General features: G+C 58.6%; 14 protein-coding genes. 10 read left to right on the top strand and 4 right to left on the bottom strand.

What is annotated here, in order from left to right; translation table 11 throughout:
• The first annotated feature begins 491 nt into the window (after positions 1–491).
• Positions 492–887 (top strand): GFA family protein, encoded by a 396-nt coding sequence (locus L9059_RS17455; RefSeq protein ID WP_247292208.1) that lies wholly within the window; start codon positions 492–494, stop codon positions 885–887.
• Positions 888–1,058: 171 nt separating this feature from the next.
• Here the strand turns inward: L9059_RS17455 and L9059_RS17460 are convergent, their stop codons facing one another.
• Positions 1,059–1,724, bottom strand: a complete 666-nt coding sequence (locus tag L9059_RS17460) for a GntR family transcriptional regulator (protein WP_247292209.1) — start codon at positions 1,722–1,724, stop codon at positions 1,059–1,061.
• Between the two features lie 269 nt (positions 1,725–1,993).
• Here L9059_RS17460 and L9059_RS17465 point away from each other — a divergent pair, with 269 nt between their 5' ends.
• From L9059_RS17465 to L9059_RS17490, 6 genes are all read left to right on the top strand, one after another.
• Entirely contained in the window at positions 1,994–3,226 is a 1,233-nt protein-coding gene (locus L9059_RS17465; protein WP_247292233.1) for an NRAMP family divalent metal transporter, read from the top strand.
• Positions 3,227–3,254: 28 nt separating this feature from the next.
• Complete coding sequence (locus L9059_RS17470) at positions 3,255–4,025, top strand: LamB/YcsF family protein (RefSeq protein ID WP_247292210.1); 771 nt, start codon at positions 3,255–3,257, stop codon at positions 4,023–4,025.
• The gene (locus L9059_RS17475; RefSeq protein WP_247292211.1) at positions 4,022–4,828 is read left to right on the top strand and encodes a putative hydro-lyase; all 807 of its coding nucleotides are present in this window, start codon (positions 4,022–4,024) and stop codon (positions 4,826–4,828) included. Before L9059_RS17470 ends, L9059_RS17475 begins: the two co-directional genes overlap by 4 nt.
• 9 nt (positions 4,829–4,837) lie before the next feature.
• Positions 4,838–6,457, top strand: a complete 1,620-nt coding sequence (locus L9059_RS17480; protein WP_247292212.1) for a 5-oxoprolinase subunit B/C family protein — start codon at positions 4,838–4,840, stop codon at positions 6,455–6,457.
• Positions 6,454–8,193: an acetyl/propionyl/methylcrotonyl-CoA carboxylase subunit alpha gene (locus L9059_RS17485; protein WP_247292213.1), complete on the top strand. Its 1,740-nt coding sequence runs from the start codon at positions 6,454–6,456 to the stop codon at positions 8,191–8,193. The genes L9059_RS17480 and L9059_RS17485 overlap by 4 nt, the downstream gene beginning before the upstream one ends.
• 153 nt (positions 8,194–8,346) lie before the next feature.
• Positions 8,347–9,588, top strand: coding sequence for an OprD family porin (locus L9059_RS17490; protein WP_247292214.1), 1,242 nt, complete (start codon positions 8,347–8,349; stop codon positions 9,586–9,588).
• 499 nt (positions 9,589–10,087) lie between these two features.
• Here L9059_RS17490 and L9059_RS17495 read toward each other — a convergent pair whose 3' ends face one another.
• The gene (locus tag L9059_RS17495; protein ID WP_247292215.1) at positions 10,088–11,311 is read right to left on the bottom strand and encodes an OprD family porin; all 1,224 of its coding nucleotides are present in this window, start codon (positions 11,309–11,311) and stop codon (positions 10,088–10,090) included.
• A 228-nt stretch (positions 11,312–11,539) separates the two neighbouring features.
• Between L9059_RS17495 and L9059_RS17500 the strand changes: the two genes are divergently transcribed.
• From L9059_RS17500 to L9059_RS17510, 3 genes are all read left to right on the top strand, one after another.
• Entirely contained in the window at positions 11,540–12,445 is a 906-nt protein-coding gene (locus L9059_RS17500; protein ID WP_247292216.1) for a LysR family transcriptional regulator, read from the top strand.
• Positions 12,446–12,581: 136 nt separating this feature from the next.
• On the top strand, positions 12,582–14,030 hold the full coding sequence (locus tag L9059_RS17505; RefSeq protein ID WP_247292217.1) for a YfcC family protein: 1,449 nt from the start codon (positions 12,582–12,584) through the stop codon (positions 14,028–14,030).
• Between the two features lie 90 nt (positions 14,031–14,120).
• Positions 14,121–15,962 carry a CocE/NonD family hydrolase gene (locus tag L9059_RS17510; protein ID WP_247292234.1) on the top strand — a complete coding sequence of 614 codons (1,842 nt, stop codon included), beginning with the start codon at positions 14,121–14,123 and terminating at the stop codon, positions 15,960–15,962.
• A 12-nt stretch (positions 15,963–15,974) separates the two neighbouring features.
• On the opposite strand, the gene L9059_RS17515 is transcribed toward L9059_RS17510, so the two are convergent.
• Together L9059_RS17515 and pmrG are read right to left on the bottom strand one after the other, a co-directional pair.
• Complete coding sequence (locus L9059_RS17515) at positions 15,975–16,811, bottom strand: phosphatase PAP2 family protein (protein WP_247292218.1); 837 nt, start codon at positions 16,809–16,811, stop codon at positions 15,975–15,977.
• Entirely contained in the window at positions 16,808–17,479 is a 672-nt protein-coding gene (gene pmrG / locus L9059_RS17520) for a lipopolysaccharide core heptose(II)-phosphate phosphatase PmrG (protein WP_247292219.1), read from the bottom strand. The genes L9059_RS17515 and pmrG overlap by 4 nt, the downstream gene beginning before the upstream one ends.
• Positions 17,480–17,784: the final 305 nt, after the last annotated feature.

A 17,784-nucleotide genomic window follows, 5' to 3' on the forward strand; every position in this document is an offset into this window, starting at 1 on the left:
TTCCAAGCGGTATTCCACCGAAAAATTGAAATCTATAAAACTAATTTAAATCAAATACCTACATCCAAGATTCAAATTACCCCGGCCCACCAATTCATCATCTAAAGACGTCCACGGACATCTTTTTTTGTGCCTGGAATCCAGTAAACACAAGGTTTTAGGGTCCTAGAACCTTCAGTTGCGCGTCAGGAGCAATGGCTCGATGCTGTGGAACTAAAACGAAGCCAAGCGAGCGCAGACGGAACATACGCTAGAGAATGTGGCCACCGCCTGGTTCGAGCTAAAAAACACTCCGTGACTTCCGGCAGACCAATATCCGCGCCCCCATGCGTGAAATCGATCAGTTGCTGCCGCACAACTGGCAACCGGTCTGGTTGCGCGGGGCGTGGTCCCGCAGGCATGCGTTCCAACTAGGATTGCAGGCACTGCTTGTTGGTTAGATTTACGATGGTGATCATAATCTTCGCACTGTGTCGAAATCGGAGGATGAAATGAAGGGAAGCTGCGCTTGTGGGGCTGTAGGTTATGAAATCGACAGCATTGATATGCCAATTAGCCATTGCCATTGTAGTACCTGCCGCAAGACCCATGCGGCTGCATATGTCACCACAGCAGGGGTGCTTAGAGAGCATTTCAAATGGACTCAAGGCTTGGAAGCATTGAAATCTTTCGAGTCATCTCCAGGAAAACTCCGACACTTCTGCTCTCAATGCGGATCGCACCTTGCAGCTGAGCGTAACGGATCAGCTGCAATGATCGTACGCGTAGCGACGCTGGACGATGAGCCTGGCTCTAGGCCCAAGTATCACATCTGGACGGAACAGGACGTAGCGTGGCTGGAAGGGGAAGATCTCCCGAGGTACTCACAATGGCAGCCGGATGGATAACAGAACAGTTGCCAGGCTATAACACCCGTTAGGTGCCCATGCGGGATTCATGCTGAGACCTTATGTTCCGCAATGGCACTGGCAAACAAAGGTGGCTGGAAAGTCTCGATGGCTGACGTTCACGACCGTATTGGCTTTAGTCTCTGAAGAGTTCGTAGCGCTCGTCAGAAGCTATCGGCTCATACTGCGTTCGTAGGCTGCCAGCACGGTGCGCTCCGACTGCACCAGATAGGCTTCGAGCATCTGAGTTGCCTCCTCTGGTCGCCCCTCTTCGATACAGCGCAGGATTGAAACATTCATGTCGACATAAGGCATATGCAGGAATTCTGCGTCATCCAGTAGGCCGAAGGCCAACCGCAGTTCGGCAGATATCTGACCATAGAACACCACCAATCGCGGGCTGTCGGCTAGCTCGACGATAGCCTTGTGGAACATCATGTTAGCGGTGCCGACGGCGACCCAATCCTTGGCTTCGCGCGCTCGCATGCCCGCCTCCACTGCTTGACGCATATGCAATGTTCCCGGATGCAGCGGGTAACCCTGAGCAATGGCCTTGCATTCGATAAAGCGGCGTACACGATAGATGTCAATAATCGACGCCATATCAGGTTCCGCCACAGTTACCCCTCGATTGGGCTCATGCTTGAGCAACCCCTCACGGGTCAGGACCCTGAACGCCTCTCTCAACGTGTTGCGGGAAATCTGCAGGCTGTCGGCCAGCGCTGCTTCGGACAGCCGTTGGCCCGGGACCAATTCGCCTTCGACCAGCATCCTGCGGACCTCTTGGGTAATGGATTCACCCAGCGAGCGAGGAAGGGAATTTGAAACGTCGTTCATGTGCGATCCAGAGTCAGAAAAAGTCATTTTGATGTTCCATCAGAGCTCAGCGCATGGCAAGACGTAAGGGTGCCGTGTGCATCATTAAGTAACACGCAGGAGTGATAAGGTTACAAACCGGTGCACATTGTCGACCCAAAGACAAATCATTGTTCAACAATCAAATAGCTATGTATCAACACATTCAGCCCAATAATTGAATCTTGGCACACTCGTTGCTCAACCAAAGCATCTCCCACCGTAGGAATGATGCAGTGACACAGACAGCCGTGACACAGACCGCTCAAGATTTTACAAAGGCGCGACGCTCTTCCCTGATAGCCGCAATTTTCATGATGGCCACTTCTGCCATCGGCCCTGGATTCATCACCCAGACCGCCACGTTCACGGCTAAGATGGGGGCGGCCTTTGCATTCGGTATCTTGGCGTCGATTGTGATCGACTTCGTGGTTCAACTGAACGTCTGGCGTATTGTCACCCTGACCCGAATGCGTGCCGCAGACGTGGCCAACAAAGCGATTCCAGGCAGTGGTTACCTGCTGGCGGTGCTGGTGATCTTCGGCGGGCTGGTGTTCAACGTCGGCAACATCGCCGGTGCCGGGTTGGGCCTGAACGCGCTGATGGGGCTTGATGCAAAATGGGGCGGTAGTCTAAGCGCCCTGCTGGCCATCGGTATCTTCCTCTCCCACCGCGCCGGACTGGCCGTCGACCGGCTGATCGTCGTGCTGGGCCTGGTGATGATTGGCCTGACGCTGTTCGTGGCCTTTGCCTCTAACCCGCCACTGGGTGAAGCCCTCTACCAGACCATCCTTCCTGACCAGATCAATTTCGCCACCATTACCACCATTGTTGGCGGTACGGTTGGTGGTTACATCACCTATGCCGGGGCTCATCGCCTGTTAGACCGCGGTACTACCGGGGTAGAAAATCTCCAGGCAGTGACCAAGGCAGCCCTGAGCGGCATCATGGTCACCGGCCTCATGCGCTACATCCTGTTTCTCGCCATCCTAGGCGTTGTTGCCAGCGGTGTAGTTATCGACACCTCGGGTCAGGGCGCCAATCCGGCCGCTCAAGCCTTCCAGGCAACGGCTGGGCAGATCGGCCTGCGCGTCTTCGGTCTCATCCTGTGGGCCGCCAGTATTACCAGCGTGATCGGCGCTGCCTACACTTCCATTTCCTTCATCACCGTGTTCAAGCCGAACATCACTGAGAAGGGGCGCAACCGCGCCACGATAGTGTTCATCTCCCTATCGCTGCTGATCTTTGTCCTGATGGGTACTGCACCTTCCGCACTGTTGCTCTTCGCTGGCGGTTTCAACGGCCTGATACTACCAATCGGTCTGAGCATTTTTATCTACGTCGGCTGGCGCCGGTCCGACCTCATGGACGGTTACCATTACCCACGCTGGCTGCTGGTGCTGGGCGCCGTGACCTGCCTGCTGACCTGGTACATGGCAATCAAATCCGTTGGGCCGATCTTCGCCTTCCTCAACATTGTTTGAGCCCGATGACGAACAAGGAGTCACGTTAATGCCAACAATAGATATCAACAGCGACCTGGGCGAAAGCTTTGGCGCCTGGAGCATGGGCGACGATTACGCGATGCTCGATGTCGTGACCAGCGCCAATGTCGCCTGCGGTTTTCACGCCGGCGATCCGGCCGGCATTCTGCAGACACTGAAAGCTGCAGTGGCAAAAAATGTCACCATTGGCGCCCATGTCGCTTACCCGGACAAAGTCGGCTTTGGCCGACGAAACATGGACCTGTCCAGTGACGAGCTGACTGCCGACGTGATCTACCAGATCGGCGCGCTGCAAGGCCTGACCAAGGCCGCCGGCGCCTCCGTGCGCTATGTGAAGCCCCATGGCGCCCTGTACAACACCATTGCTCACGATCGCCGTCAGGCGCTGGCCGTGATCGAAGCCATCCGCGCGATTGACTCCAACCTCATATTGGTCGCATTGGCGGGCTCCAGCCTGATTGAACTGGCCCGTAACGAGGGTTTGCAGTGTATCGCCGAAGCGTTCGCTGACCGTGCCTATACGCCGCAGGGCACCCTCGTCTCTCGCCGCGAACCAGGTGCCGTGCTGCACGATCCCAAGCTCGTCGCCCAACGTATGCTGCGCCTCGTTGAAGACGGCACCATCGAAGCGATCGACGGCAGTCTGACCAAAATCCAGGCCGACTCGATCTGTGTCCATGGCGACAGCCCGGCAGCGGTGGAAATGGCCCGTGAACTGCGCCGCGTGCTGGAACAGGCCAACATGACCCTGCAACCCTTTGCAGGAGGTCGTCCATGAATGCCCTTGATCGCGCTCGCCGGGCGGCCATCGCCGCTGGCCGTGAAGCACGCGCAGCCTACCGTGGCGGTCTAGTCACCCCCACCGCCGGTATCGCACCGGGCATGACTCAAGCGAACCTGATTGCCTTACCGCGTGACTGGGCCTATGACTTCCTGCTGTATGCCCAACGCAACCCTAAAGCTTGTCCGATCCTTGACGTCACCGATGCCGCAAGCCCAAACACCCTGTTGGCTGAAGGAGCTGACCTGCGCACTGATCTGCCCCTGTACCGCATCTGGCGTGACGGAAAGCTGGTGGAGGAAGTCAGCGACGCCACGAAGGCGTGGGCCGAACACGACGACATGGTGACCTTTCTGATCGGCTGCAGCTTTACATTTGAAACGGCCCTGCAAGAGGCAGGCATTGAAGTGCGGCATATCGCCGATGGCTGCAACGTACCGATGTACCTGACCAACCATGCCTGCCGTCCGGCCGGGCGCCTGAAGGGTGACATGGTGGTTTCCATGCGGCCGATCCGCGCCGATCGCGTGGCCGAAGCCTGCGGCATCTCCGGGCGCTACCCTTCAGTCCATGGCGCCCCGGTGCACATCGGAGAGCCCGCTTTGCTTGGCATCCAGGACTTGGCTCGACCCGATTTCGGCGACGCCGTACGCATCGAGCCGGGAGAGATCCCGGTGTTCTGGGCTTGCGGAGTAACGCCTCAGGCGGCGGTCATGGCTTCGGGCGTGCCCTTTGCAATCACCCATTCGCCCGGCCATATGTTCATCACCGATGTGCCTGACAGCACGTACCACGTCTAGGAGTCTGCTGTGCGTTTTTTACCGGTCAACCTGGACGCCCTGCTCGTCGAATTGAAAGATCTGGACGAAACCCTGGCATTGTTCGACGCCCTGACGGCGGACCCTATTGCGGGGGTGGAAGAAATCATTCCTGCCGCACGAACCCTGCTGATCCAATTCCGCCCCAGCGCCATTACGCAGCAGGCGCTGGTCAATCGTATCGCTGTCCAGGACCTGAGCCAGCCCCGCGCGTTCGAGCATCGCCGGGTGGAAGTTCCCGTTCATTACAATGGTGAAGACCTCGACGAGGTCGCCACGCTGCTGGGGATCAGCCGCGCCGAGGTGGTCCAACGTCACACCGCCCATGACTACAGCGTGGCCTTCTGCGGATTCGCTCCGGGGTTCGCCTACCTGACCGGCGGGGCGGGTTTCCAGGTACCCCGCCGACAAACTCCCCGCACCCGCATACCCGCAGGTGCGGTTGCCTTGGCGGGGGAATTCAGCGGTGTTTATCCGCAAGCCAGCCCCGGCGGATGGCAGATCATCGGCGTCACGCCTTTGCAGATGTGGGACCTGAACCGCGCTGAATCGGCCCTGCTGCGGCCCGGCTATAAAGTGCGGTTTACCGATGCTGGCCCACTCCCGGCGGGCGGCCTGCCCGCTCCCACAGTCCCGGCAAGTGCCGCCGCGCCCAGCGGTGCCTATCTGGAAATCATCACTCCCGGCTTGCACTGCGTGTTGCAGGATATGGGCCGTCCCGGCCAGACCGGCCAAGGCGTATCCCGTTCCGGCGCGCTGGACCTCGGCGCCTTGCGGGCGGCCAACCGCGCGGTCGGCAATCCCTCGGACATGGCCTGTGTGGAATCGGTACTCGGCGGCCTAAGCTTCGTCTGTCATGGTCGTGCGGTGATAGCAATCACCGGCGCACACACCCCGGTCACCATCACTAACGCCAGTGGCCTGCAATGGCCTGCCGACAACTACCAGCCCATTGAGCTGGAGGCCGGTGACAAGGTCAGCCTGGGTTCACCTTCGGCAGGGTTGCGCAGCTACTTGTCGATTCGCGGCGGCTTTGAGGTCGCTCCGGTGCTCGGCAGTCTGTCGACAGATACCCTAGCCCAAGTCGGCCCCCCTGCACTCGCGGCCGGTGACAAGCTGGGTTTTACGACGCCTGCGACAGGCACCAGCGTGTCGCTGAACGAAGCTCCGGCCTTCGATCTGCCCACTAAGGCCAACATCGTGACCCTGGACGTGGTCATGGGGCCACGCACTGACTGGTTTACCGAAGACGCTATCCAGCGTCTGAGCAGCCAACTCTGGCGAGTCACCTCACAGTCCAACCGCGTCGGTATTCGTCTGGCGGGTGACACGCCGCTGGAGCGCAGCAACCACCAAGAGTTGCCCAGCGAAGGCACTTCCGTCGGCGCCATTCAGGTTCCGGCCAGCGGCCAACCGGTTCTGTTTCTCGCCGATCACCCGTTGACCGGTGGCTATCCGGTGATCGGCGCAGTCGCCAGCTACCACCTCGACCTGGCTGGCCAGATACCTATCAATGCGCAGATTCGCTTTAACCCTTTGGACGGCTTCAAAGAGATTCAAACCATTACTGAAGCCTCTTCTTCACCTGCCGATGTGAAAAAACTCCCATGAAAAAATTACTGATTGCCAACCGTGGTGAAATTGCCGTCCGCATCGCCCGCGCCTGCCGCGACTATGGCGTGCAGTCTGTCGCAGTCTATGCCGACGCGGACATCGACGCCCTGCACGTGCACCAAGCCGACGAAGCCTACTCACTGAATGGCCAGCGTCCGGCCGAGACCTACCTGGATATCGGCAAACTTATCGCCGTCGCCAAACGCAGCGGTGCCGATGCCGTGCACCCCGGCTATGGTTTTCTGTCTGAAAGGGCCGACTTCGCCCGGGCGGTGATCGAGGCTGGGCTGATCTGGGTCGGTCCCAACCCAGAGACCATCGACGTGCTTGGCGACAAGGTCGAGGCGCGAAAAATTGCCCATCTGGTCGGTGCGCCTCTGGTGGCCGGTACGCCAGGCCCGGTCGAAAGCGCCGCCGAAGTGCTGACCTTTGCTGAACAGCACGGCCTGCCCATTGCCATCAAAGCGGCCTTTGGCGGCGGCGGACGTGGCATGAAAGTCGCCTGGCGCATGGATGAAGTAGCTGAATTGTTCGCCTCCGCCGTGCGCGAAGCGGAAGCGGCCTTTGGTCGTGGCGAATGCTACGTCGAACAGTTCCTCGACCGCCCTAGGCACATCGAAGCGCAGATCCTCGCCGACAAACACGGCAAGGTCGTCGTCGTCGGCACGCGTGACTGCTCCTTGCAGCGGCGCAATCAGAAGCTGGTGGAGGAAGCGCCTGCGCCCTTTATCAGCGACGAACAGCGCCAGCGTATTCATCAGTCTGCTCAGGATATTTGCGCCAAAGCCGGCTACGTCGGTGCCGGCACTGTGGAGTTCCTGCTCAGCCAGGATGGCACCCTGTCGTTCCTGGAGGTCAATACCCGCTTACAGGTCGAGCACCCGGTGACCGAAGAGACCTCTGGGGTTGATCTGGTGATCGAACAACTGCGGATCGCCGACGGTTTCCCGCTGTCCTTCAGTGAGACACCGACCCCGCGAGGCCACAGCTTCGAATTTCGAATCAACGCGGAAGACCCGGGCAAGGGTTTCCTGCCGACCCCCGGTCAGATCACCGATTTCCTGCCGCCGTCTGGCCCGGGCGTGCGTCTGGACAGCGGAGTGATAAGCGGCTCACGAGTTCCCAGCACCTTCGATTCGATGATGGCCAAACTGATCGTCACCGGCGCCACTCGCGAGCAAGCTATCGTGCGCGCCCGGCGCGCCTTGGCTGAATTCAACATTGAGGGCATCGCCTCGGTACTGCCGTTCCACCGGGCCGTGATGGACCATGATGACTTCACCGGGACCGATAAATTCGCCGTCCACACGCGCTGGATCGAGACCGATTTCGCCGAACAGATCACGCTCGCCCCACGTGCTGCTGTATCCGCCGACCCAGGCATCCTGCGCACATTTGTCGAGATTGACGGCAAACGCCACGAACTGGGCCTTCCGGCTGCGCTGCTGCGAGGCGTCAGCCTGAATGCATCGAGCACCGACAGCGAAAGCACAGCCCCGTCCGAGGTTACTGATCCGCAGGCGATACTGACGCCCGTGGCGGGGAATCTGCATACCTGGGTCGTCGAAGACGGCGAGTCGGTGAGTGCCGGACAAGTGATCGCGGTTGTAGAAGCCATGAAAATGGAAACTTCGGTCCTTGCACCTTGTGAAGGTCAGGTGCAGATCGCCAAACAGGCAGGCGACTATTTTGAAGCCGGTTCCGTGATTGGCCGCATCAAGACCCTTAATTGATTTAAACGCTTTTCTTTTCGCAGGTATTACGCGCAACGGGTTAATAGCCCCGTTGCCGCGTGTTGCCCGCAGAAAATTGTAGATGTAATTTTTCATGAAAAACAACAATAAATCTAATCATTAAATCTGCCGTTTATCTGGAGCATAAAGAGCATGTCAATCAACAAGGCTTTTGCTATTGCGGGTACCTGCGCGCTGGTTTTTCCACTCGCAGCCTCTGCCGACTTTATTAACGACAGCAAGGCAAGTGTGGAACTGCGCAATTTCTACTTCAATCGAGACTTTCGTAACGGCCCGCCTACGGCACAACGTGACGCTGCAGCAGAGTGGGCACAGGGTGCGATATTGCGCGTCGAGTCGGGTTATACCGCGGGCACTATTGGCTTCGGCCTCGACGCCATCGGCATGCTCGGCATCAAGCTTGACGGCGGTGATGGGTCCGGAGGCTCTGGCCTGTTGCCGGCTGACCTCAGTTCGAAGAACGGCCGCGGTTCGCAAAACGAGTACTCCAAGCTGGGCCTGACGGCCAAGGCGAAGGTCTCTGCAACGGAACTAAAGGTCGGCTCACTGGCTTTCCGTACGCCAGTGGTGTCGAGCAATGACACGCGCCTGTTGCCTTCCACCTTCGAAGGGGCACTGCTCACCTCAAAAGATATCGATAAATTGGCCCTGCAAGGAGGCAAACTGCAGAAGATAAAGTTTAACAGTTCCTCAAACTATCAAGACTTCACCGGCAACCGCATCGGCGGCGTCAGTGATGACTTCCGTTTTGCCGGTGGCACCTACAGTTTTAATAAAGCCCTAAGCACAAGCCTGTTTTACGGCAATCTGGAAAATGTCTATCGCCAGTACTTTGGCGGTGTGATCTATGAAATCCCCCTCGCCGCGCAACAGTCGCTGAAGTTCGACCTGCGTTATTCTAAAAGTACCGATGACGGTAATTTCCGCCCTCTCGATAACCAGGCAGCGAACGGCCAAGTGGCCTACACCCTGGGCTCCAACGTATTTACCGCCGCCTATCAGCGAATGAGCGGTGATGACCCGTTCCCGTACATAGCCAATAGCGACCCTTACCTGGTCAACTTCGTGCAGATCAACGACTTTGCCAACACTGAGGAGCGCTCATGGCAGGTGCGCTATGACTACAACTTCGCCGCGTTGGGTATTCCCGGGCTGACCTTCATGACTCGTTACGTCAATGGCGACAATGCGCAGGTAGCGGGCAGTAATTCGGGGAAAGAGTGGGAGCGCGATACCGATATAGGTTACGTGGTCCAAAGCGGTTCGCTGAAGAATCTCGGGGTCAAAGTTCGAAATGCCACGGTCCGATCGAACTTCGGCAATGACCTGGATGAAACACGACTGATCCTGAGTTACACATTGGCATTGTGGTAAGGTCGACGCGCTTTAACAACTTTCAAACATCGACATCCACAGAATCGAGCAAAGCACGCGCGCCCTCGCGGGCTCTATGACCCACAACATCCAGAGCTGGCTGGAGGGGCGACTGTTTCTGATTAAGGATGTTACGGAACCCATCGGCCAAGATCCTTCAACCGAAAATATACTCGGCAAGTTGTAACGCCGCAGGCTGATGGATCAATTCATCGCAAGTTAGCTGGGTACCCGTGAGGGGGATTTCAGATATATCCCCCCACGGGAGATGTCCGCCGGTTACGACAGCAGACAACGGCAATGGTAAAAGGACACCGTCGAACAACTACGGCGCGCGGTGCAGATGAATTTTTCTTCACCCCGCTGCCCGGCGGCAAACGATACATTGCCCTCGCTCATTCAAGAAACTACGGTTTGCCCGCCCTCCCGCGGGCTTTTTTTTGTCTGCAGGACGGGCTTACCGCGTGATCGTTCATCGTCGAGCCTGCTCGCGATTACCTCACCACAACGCGATGTCATACGTCAGGTACAGTCGCCAATTATCCCGGTCGCTGACATAGGTAGAACGGTAAGTCGCCTTGCGCACTTCCATCCCCACCCCCTTGAACGCGCTGTCCTGAATGACATAACGCAGGTTGGTGTCAGACTCCCATTCGCGGGCTTCCCGGCCTTTATAATCGCCGTTCTCGCCCTTGTAGTAGCGGCTCATGAAACTCAAGCCCGGAAGCACGGCCGCGAAGTCATAGTCGTAGCGCAGCATCCAGGTTTGTTCACCGGCCTGGATGAACTTGCCGACCCCCGCGTTGGTGAACGAATAAACCGTTGAAACGCTGGTGTAAGGCAGCGCCGTGTCACCGGTCACCTTCTGGTAACCCACGCCGATGGCTTGCGCCCCCACCTTGTAGGTAAACAGACCGCTGAACATGTCGGCGTCGACCGCACCGTTGCGCGCCTCGCCCGCATCGTTGCTGATGAAATAACGCAGGTCGCTGGTCAGGCTGCCGCTGCCCACTGGTAGCTTGTGCACGAGGCCGAGGAACTGCTGGCGATAGAACTCGCGCATTTCACCGTAGTACCAGGTGCCACTCAGGTTTGGCGTGAATTTGTAGCTCGCGCCAGCAAAGTCGAAATCCGTGCCTTTACCACCGGTGTAGCCCTGGGGATAAATATCGACACTGTCCGACGAATTGCGCTGCTTGAATTTATCCAGATGCCCGGTATGCAGATACAGATCGCGGATACCCGTGTATTCAACCTGGGTACCACGAAAGGTTTGTGGCAGCAAACGGCCGTCGTTGTAGACCAGCACCGGGATCTTCGGCTGCAGGTTGCCGGTTTTGACCACGGCATCGCCAATGCGCATCTTCGCCGTCACCCCCAGGCTGGAAAAACCATCCGCCGCATGCCCGTCATCGTGCACCGGCAACAACCCGGTACCTGCATGGGTCGGACTCGAGTCCAGCTTGAGTCCGGCCAGGCCCAGCGCGTCCAGGCCAAAGCCCACGGCGCCCTCGGTGTAGCCTGATTGCAGGTTGAGCAGAAAGCCCTGGGCCCACTCTCGGCGATCGTTTCCACCATCGCGATAGTCATCGTTGAAGTAGTAATTGCGCAGGGACAGTTTTCCTTGCGAATCCTCCAGGAACCCTTGGGCCAGCAGCTGTGGTGACCAGCTTGCCAGTAGTGCGACGGGCACAATTGCGCCTCTCGTGAACAGCTCACGCATAACCATTTCCTCAGTGCCGTATTGTCGGTTTTATGGGCAGTAGCAAAGGTCCCGCGGACGGGATATGTGTCGATAATCTTGTGGTATCGCGCTGGACTCAGCGGCGCATTGGGGTGGACACTAACGACTCATCCACGCCTGCACAACGTTATGCGAGAAGCGCATCAGGCTATGCGCAAGCTCGTGTGTCGACACCTTGCGGCGGTTAAAAACCACGGGGATCCCTGCGTGAATCTCAAACAACTCGAAGCCTTCAAGGCCATCATGTCCACCGGCTCGACCATTGGTGCCGCGACGCGGATGGGCTTGTCCCAATCGGCAGTCAGTCGCCTGCTCACGCAGCTGGAAGAGACCTTGGGCTTTGCCTTGTTCCTGCGCAAAAAGGGTCGTTTGATGGCGACCCCCGAGGCCGATGAGTTGCTTGCGGAAGTGGCTGGCCTGGTGGATGGCATGCAGCGCATCCAGCGGCTGGCCGACGAGCTGCGTGTTGGGCATTCGCGCAAGCGCCTGCTCAAGGTGGGCGTGCCGACCAGCATGACCCAGGAGCTGCTGCCGAAAATTGTGGCCGAGTTCCTGAAGGGTCATGAAGACATCGTCGTCGAGTTGCTGACCGGCTCCTACGACATGATCGAACGAGCGGTGCTGGATCGTTCGGCCGATCTTGGGTTCGTCCGCTTGCCCACCGAGCTGGCGGATTTTGACATCGAGCCGGTGCTGGAAACCGAAGGGGTGTGCGTGATGCCCGCAGACCATCCGCTGACACGTCACGCGGTGATCGGGGTCCAGCATTTGCGCGACGTGCCGCTGGTCATGCTGGGCCGACAACGGGCGTTGCGCGCAGAGCTCAACCAGGTGTTTCGCGCGGTCAACCTGACGCCCCAGGTGCGGATCGAAGTGCACTCCGTCGGGGCCGCGTGCAGCTTCGTCGCAGAAGGCCTGGGGGTGTCGATCGTCAACGGACTGCTGGCCAGCCACTTCGCTCATTTGCCGATTGTCACCCGTCCGTTTCGGCCTGCCCTGCCCTATGCATTCGGCCTCGCTTTCCGTCGGGACGAGCCGCGTCCGGGTGTTGTCAGTGCCTTCGCCGAACACCTCAAGCAGCGCCTGAGCGAGTCGCCCGTCGCTGGCAAATGATGACAAAACGCATAGCTCAACCCGCTCCACGCATAACGTTGTGGGCCTTTGATCTTTGGCCTAGTGTCCGCTCCAACAACAGCCGACACCAAAAACAATAACCGCGAGGGCGTCCCTGCCAGCCAGGGCAAGAATCATGAGCGAACCACAAATCACCATCTCCCAGCCGACCGCCGCCCCCACGAAAGTGGATACCGGCAATGCCGGCCAGCGCAAACCCATCAACCCGGCGATCATCCTGCTGAGCATCGTTTTGCTGGCGGTCGCCTTCACCTATGTCGTCAACTCCGGGACCTTCCAGCGCCAGAACGCGCTGGTGATACCGGGCTCCTATCAGGTGTTGGAAAAGAGCCACTCACTGACTCAGTTGCTCTCCACCGAACCGCGCAAGGCCAACGAAAGCGTGGCCCGACCGGTGTCGCTGGTCGAAGGCTTCATGGCGATCCCGCAAGGCATCGAGAAGCGTGCGGCACTGATTTTCATGGTGCTGTTCATCGGCGGCATGTTCGGTGTCCTCAACAAGGCCGGCGTGATCGATGCCGGGCTCGAACGCTTGCTCGGAATGACCCGCGGCAACATCTACGTGCTGGTGCCGATGCTGATGCTGGTGTTCTCGGCCGGCAGTACCTTCATGGGACTGGCCAAAGAATTTATCCTGATCGTGCCCCTGATGGTCGCGATGGCCAATCGGCTAGGCCTGTCGAACCTGATCGGGCTGGCGATCGTATGTATCTCGGTGAAGGTTGGCTACCTGGCCTCCATCACCAACCCGGTGGTGCTCTCCGTGGCCCAGCCGATGGTCGGCCTGCCAATCTTCAGTGGCATGAGCATGCGGATCGCTGCCTATGCCCTGTTCCTCAGCGTCGGCATTGCGTTCGTGTTGTGGAGCATCCGCAGGCAGGGCTTCGACGCCAGTGCAAAAATCAGCTTCGAACACAAACCGCTGCCGATGCGCCACTTGCTCAACCTGCTGGTATTGGGCAGCGGCATCGCATTCATGGTCTTTGCCTCCACCCGCTGGGAGTGGAAGTACCACGAACTGTCAGCGTTCTATCTGGCATTGAGCATCGCTTTCGCAAGCATCGCCGGGATGGGTGCCAGTGCCACGGCGAACGCGTTCGTCGATGGCATGAAGAAGGTGTTGATTGCCGGTGTGCTGATCGGCCTGGCCACTGCCGTTGAAATCATCCTCACCACCGGCCAGGTACTGGACACCATCGTCAATGGCCTGGCGAGCGTCGTGAGTGATCATGGCCCGATCGTTTCGGCCTATGGCATGTTCTTCTCGCAACTGGGGCTGGATGTGTTGATCCCTTCAACTTCCGGTCAGGCCGCGGTGACCATGCCGATTTTCGGCCCACTCGGCCAGCTCTCCGGCGTCAGCCCGCAAACCACGGTGTATGCGTTCCTGCTGGGCAATGGCTTGACCAACATGATCACCCCAACCTCCAGTGGCCTGCTGGTATTGCTGGCGACCGCGCAAGTCGGTTGGGGCCAATGGGCGCGCTATATCCTGCCGCTGTTTCTCATCTACATGGCGCTGGCGATAATTCTCTTGGCCATCGCGGTGACCACCGGTTACTGACTGTGCAACGGCGCTTGCGGTGATGACCGCAGGCGCCAGCGTCGACAAGGTTCTGATATGAATTCCCTTTCTGAAAAAGCTTTACCGGCCATGCACATTCTGCGCGACCAGTCAGTCCCCATGCGCGATGGCGTGCATCTGGCCACCGACATCTATCTTCCGACAAACGCTGAAGGTCCATTTCCGGTCGTCATCGAACGCACGCCCTATGACAAGAGCAAGCCCTCGCGCTCGGAGAAGCAGCTCGACGGGCAACACATTTCCCGTGAAGCCATGGCTGCACGGTTTACCGAACAAGGGTTTGTGGCAATCTTTCAGGATTGTCGCGGGCGATACGCCTCCGAAGGGGTTTTCACCAAGTACACGGCAGAAGGCGAAGACGGTTTCGACACGCTCGCCTGGATCGTCGATCAAACCTGGAGCAACGGCAAAATCGGCAGCATGGGGTTGTCCTATGCGGCCCATACGCAATTGGCGATGGCCTGCCTGCATCCGCCCGGGCTGAGCAGCATGGTTCTGGACTCGGGTGGCTTTTCCAACGCTTTTCAGTGCGGCATCCGCCAGGGTGGAGCGTTCGAACTGAAGCAGGCCACCTGGGCCTGGCGCCAGGCCAAGGAGAGCCCGGCAGCGCTCGCCGACCCGCAGATCCGCGACGCTCTGGAGCAGGAGGATATCCATCAATGGTTTGCCCGGATGCCTTGGCAGCCGGGCCAATCGCCGATCCGCCACGTCCCGGAATACGAAGCGTACCTGCTCGAACAATGGGCCCAGGGCAGCTTCAGCGATTATTGGCGCAAGCCGGGGATTTACGCCGAGGGTCATTATGCTGACTTGCCGGATATTCCGGTGCTGTTCATGTCCAGTTGGTATGACGCTTATGTCAGTTCGACGCTCGCCAATTACAGCGCATTCAAACGCCACAACAGCGCGCCGCAGCATCTGATCATGGGACCCTGGCTGCACGGGGACCGTAACATCAGTCACAGCGGTGATGTCGAATTCGGCGCGACGGCCCCCTTCGATGGGCAGGTGGCCGAGGACTGGTTGACGTGTCGGCTGCAATGGTTCGAGCGCTCACTCAAGGACACGTCGCAGGTAGCGCCAGCATCGGCCCCGGTGAAAGTATTCCTGATGGGCGGCGGCGACGGTACGACCGATGAAAACGGCCGCCTGCAACATGGCGGGCGCTGGCTGCATAGCCAACAATGGCCGCTGCCTGGCAGTGAGGCAATGAGTTTGTATCTGGATCACAATCGGCGCCTGAGCCCCACTCCCCCAGGCGTCCGTGAGGCAACACTGAGTTATCGCGCCGACCCCGACAACCCTGTCCCCACCCTCGGCGGTGCGCTCACCTCGGGTGCCCCGGTGTTTGTCGGCGGCGCATTCGATCAACGCGAACGGCCGGATTTTTTTGGCACCCGTGGCAACAATCGGCCCCTGGCAGAACGGGCGGACGTGCTGAGTTTTCAAACCCCACCGCTGACTGAGGACCTGATTATCGCGGGTCCCCTGCAGATAGAACTGTGGATCGAAAGTGACGCGCCCGACACGGACTTCACCGCCAAACTGGTGGACGTCTACCCGCCAAGCGCCGACTACCCCGAAGGCTACGCGATGAACATTACCGACGGTATCCGCCGCTGCCGCTACCGGGACTCTTGGGAAACCCCGCAACCACTGACACCAGGGAAACGGGTCAAGGTGGTCATCGAACCGTTCGCAACCTGCAACCTGTTCAAACGCGGGCACCGACTGCGCCTGGACATTGCCAGCAGCAACTTCCCGCATTTCGACGTCAACCCCAATAGCGGCGAACCCGAAGGCCAGGCCCGTCACAAGCAAATCGCCACCAATACCGTGTATATGTGCGAAGACTTTGCCTCGCGCCTGGTGTTGACGGTTCTGCCGGCGAATGCACTAGCCTCCCTGTAGCCGGACGGTCATCTACTGTGGGAGCGAGCCTGCTCGCGATAGCGCCCCATCAGTTGCTTGCAATGGCGCCTGCGTCACGGGGACCTCCAATCGCGCGCGGCCGTAAAACGCCAGCGCCGTCAGCAGACAGGCCAGCCACACAAAGATCCCGGCCCAAAAGGTGTGGGACATGTAGTGCCACCCTTGCAGGACTCGTGTGGTGCCGTAGACAAAACCCAACGCCAGCGAGCCGTACATCAGCGCCTTGGAATAGCGCCAGCGATAACGACGCGCCACGAAGTACAGCGCCAACATGGTGAAACCACCCGAGGCATGCCCGCCTGGCCAGCAGCGCCCGTCACCCGCGACTTTCAGCAGGTCGAAGTTCTGATACCACTCTTTGTGCTCGATCTTACCGCCGTACTGGGTGGTTTCAATCGGGCAATACACGCTGGTGTGACCCTTGAGATAGTGGATGACGCCGGTGCTGATGGAAAACGCGAACACCACATACAAAAAATCCCGACGGTGCTTCGTCGCAAATCGCAGCACCGGAGCCAGCTTGATTTTTTCCAGGAAGCCAATGAGTTTCGAATGCTTTTCAGCCTTCAGACGTGGCCATAAAAAGGACAGCAACGCGCCGATGATCGCGATTTCGCCGGTCCAGTTGGGAATGATGCGTGCCCATTTGTGGGTGATTTTTTCGAACAGGTGGACATGGTCCAGCGGAAAGGTGCGGGTGACCGGGTCATAAAAAAGATCATTGAAGGCGATGTCGATCCTGGTCAGGTCGAACAGCAGGAACACCACGACCGCCAGGGCCAGCGGGATACCAAAATTAAAGGCATAGAAGCGCATGGATCGGCTCATTGGGTGGTCACCGAGCGCCAGTCGGACGCTTCAACGAAGCCCAGCATACGCGGGACGGTAAAGGCTTGGGCAGAGATGAACAGCGACGCACCGTAACCGAGCGTCGAAACGGGCAGCTTAAGGTCTTTTTCCAGTTGCGCCATGCATTCGCTGTGAGTGACCAAAATCAGGTTGCGACCCGGTACTTTGTGCATCAAGGCATCCTGCAACATGGTGCCCCGGCAATTGACCAACCACTCTTCACCAGCACCCACTTTGTTGAACATGTACCCGGCCGTCTGCGCCGTACGCAGCGTCGGGCTGTTGTAGACATCCGCCTTGTCCAGACCCAACTGTTCAAACTGCGCGCCGACGCCCACCGCAACACTGCGTGAGCGCGCGGTGATGCCCTCGTCGCCGCTCAGGCAAGCGGCGTTGGAATGATCGCAACGTTCTACGTGGCGCACCAGGACGATCATGTCGCCCTTGGCCCAGCCGGCGAGCAATGCCCGGGCGCCAGCAGCGTTGCCATGGGCCAGGTCCGGCACTGCGGCTGGCGCCAACAACCAGAGGGTCAACGGGATGACCAGCAGGGCAGAGGCCAGGACCACGACAGTATTTCGATAGCGGGTCAGCCAGCGCCGATCAATCGAGCGCTTTATCCCCAACAGATTCAGTCTTAATTCCATATTTAGCCGCCTCGCCGGCACCCATCGCCTTCATTTTCTGCCGCGAGGTTAGAGAGTGGCACGTTGGCAGGGAGTGAAACGGTTGTGAAAAATAGATTAAGAAAAGATCGCAGCCTCGTTTGATCTTCAGTTAACAAGCCAGCTGCCGATATCCCCCTGCTACCCATTTTTGCTGGCTCTCAAAAACAACAATCTTCCAGCCTAACGACGATCAAGAAACACAACGTTCCTGGAGGAATTGTGATGAATAGCTGGTTCGGCAACATCAGTGTGAACCTGAAATTGGGTCTGGGGTTTGGCCTGGT

The sequence above is a fragment of the Pseudomonas violetae genome (assembly GCF_023072615.1).
Lineage (GTDB): Bacteria > Pseudomonadota > Gammaproteobacteria > Pseudomonadales > Pseudomonadaceae > Aquipseudomonas > Aquipseudomonas violetae.

Bases quoted from the DNA above. Each gene is read 5' to 3' on its own strand.
- L9059_RS17505 (WP_247292217.1), top strand. From the start codon at position 12,582: ATGAGCGAACCACAAATCACCATCTCCCAGCCGACCGCCGCCCCCACG.
- L9059_RS17510 (WP_247292234.1), top strand. From the start codon at position 14,121: ATGCACATTCTGCGCGACCAGTCAGTCCCCATGCGCGATGGCGTGCAT.
- L9059_RS17485 (WP_247292213.1), top strand. From the start codon at position 6,454: ATGAAAAAATTACTGATTGCCAACCGTGGTGAAATTGCCGTCCGCATC.
- L9059_RS17455 (WP_247292208.1), top strand. From the start codon at position 492: ATGAAGGGAAGCTGCGCTTGTGGGGCTGTAGGTTATGAAATCGACAGC.
- L9059_RS17460 (WP_247292209.1), bottom strand. From the start codon at position 1,724: ATGAACGACGTTTCAAATTCCCTTCCTCGCTCGCTGGGTGAATCCATT.
- L9059_RS17515 (WP_247292218.1), bottom strand. From the start codon at position 16,811: ATGAGCCGATCCATGCGCTTCTATGCCTTTAATTTTGGTATCCCGCTG.
- L9059_RS17470 (WP_247292210.1), top strand. From the start codon at position 3,255: ATGCCAACAATAGATATCAACAGCGACCTGGGCGAAAGCTTTGGCGCC.
- L9059_RS17495 (WP_247292215.1), bottom strand. From the start codon at position 11,311: ATGCGTGAGCTGTTCACGAGAGGCGCAATTGTGCCCGTCGCACTACTG.
- L9059_RS17490 (WP_247292214.1), top strand. From the start codon at position 8,347: ATGTCAATCAACAAGGCTTTTGCTATTGCGGGTACCTGCGCGCTGGTT.
- pmrG (WP_247292219.1), bottom strand. From the start codon at position 17,479: ATGGAATTAAGACTGAATCTGTTGGGGATAAAGCGCTCGATTGATCGG.
- L9059_RS17475 (WP_247292211.1), top strand. From the start codon at position 4,022: ATGAATGCCCTTGATCGCGCTCGCCGGGCGGCCATCGCCGCTGGCCGT.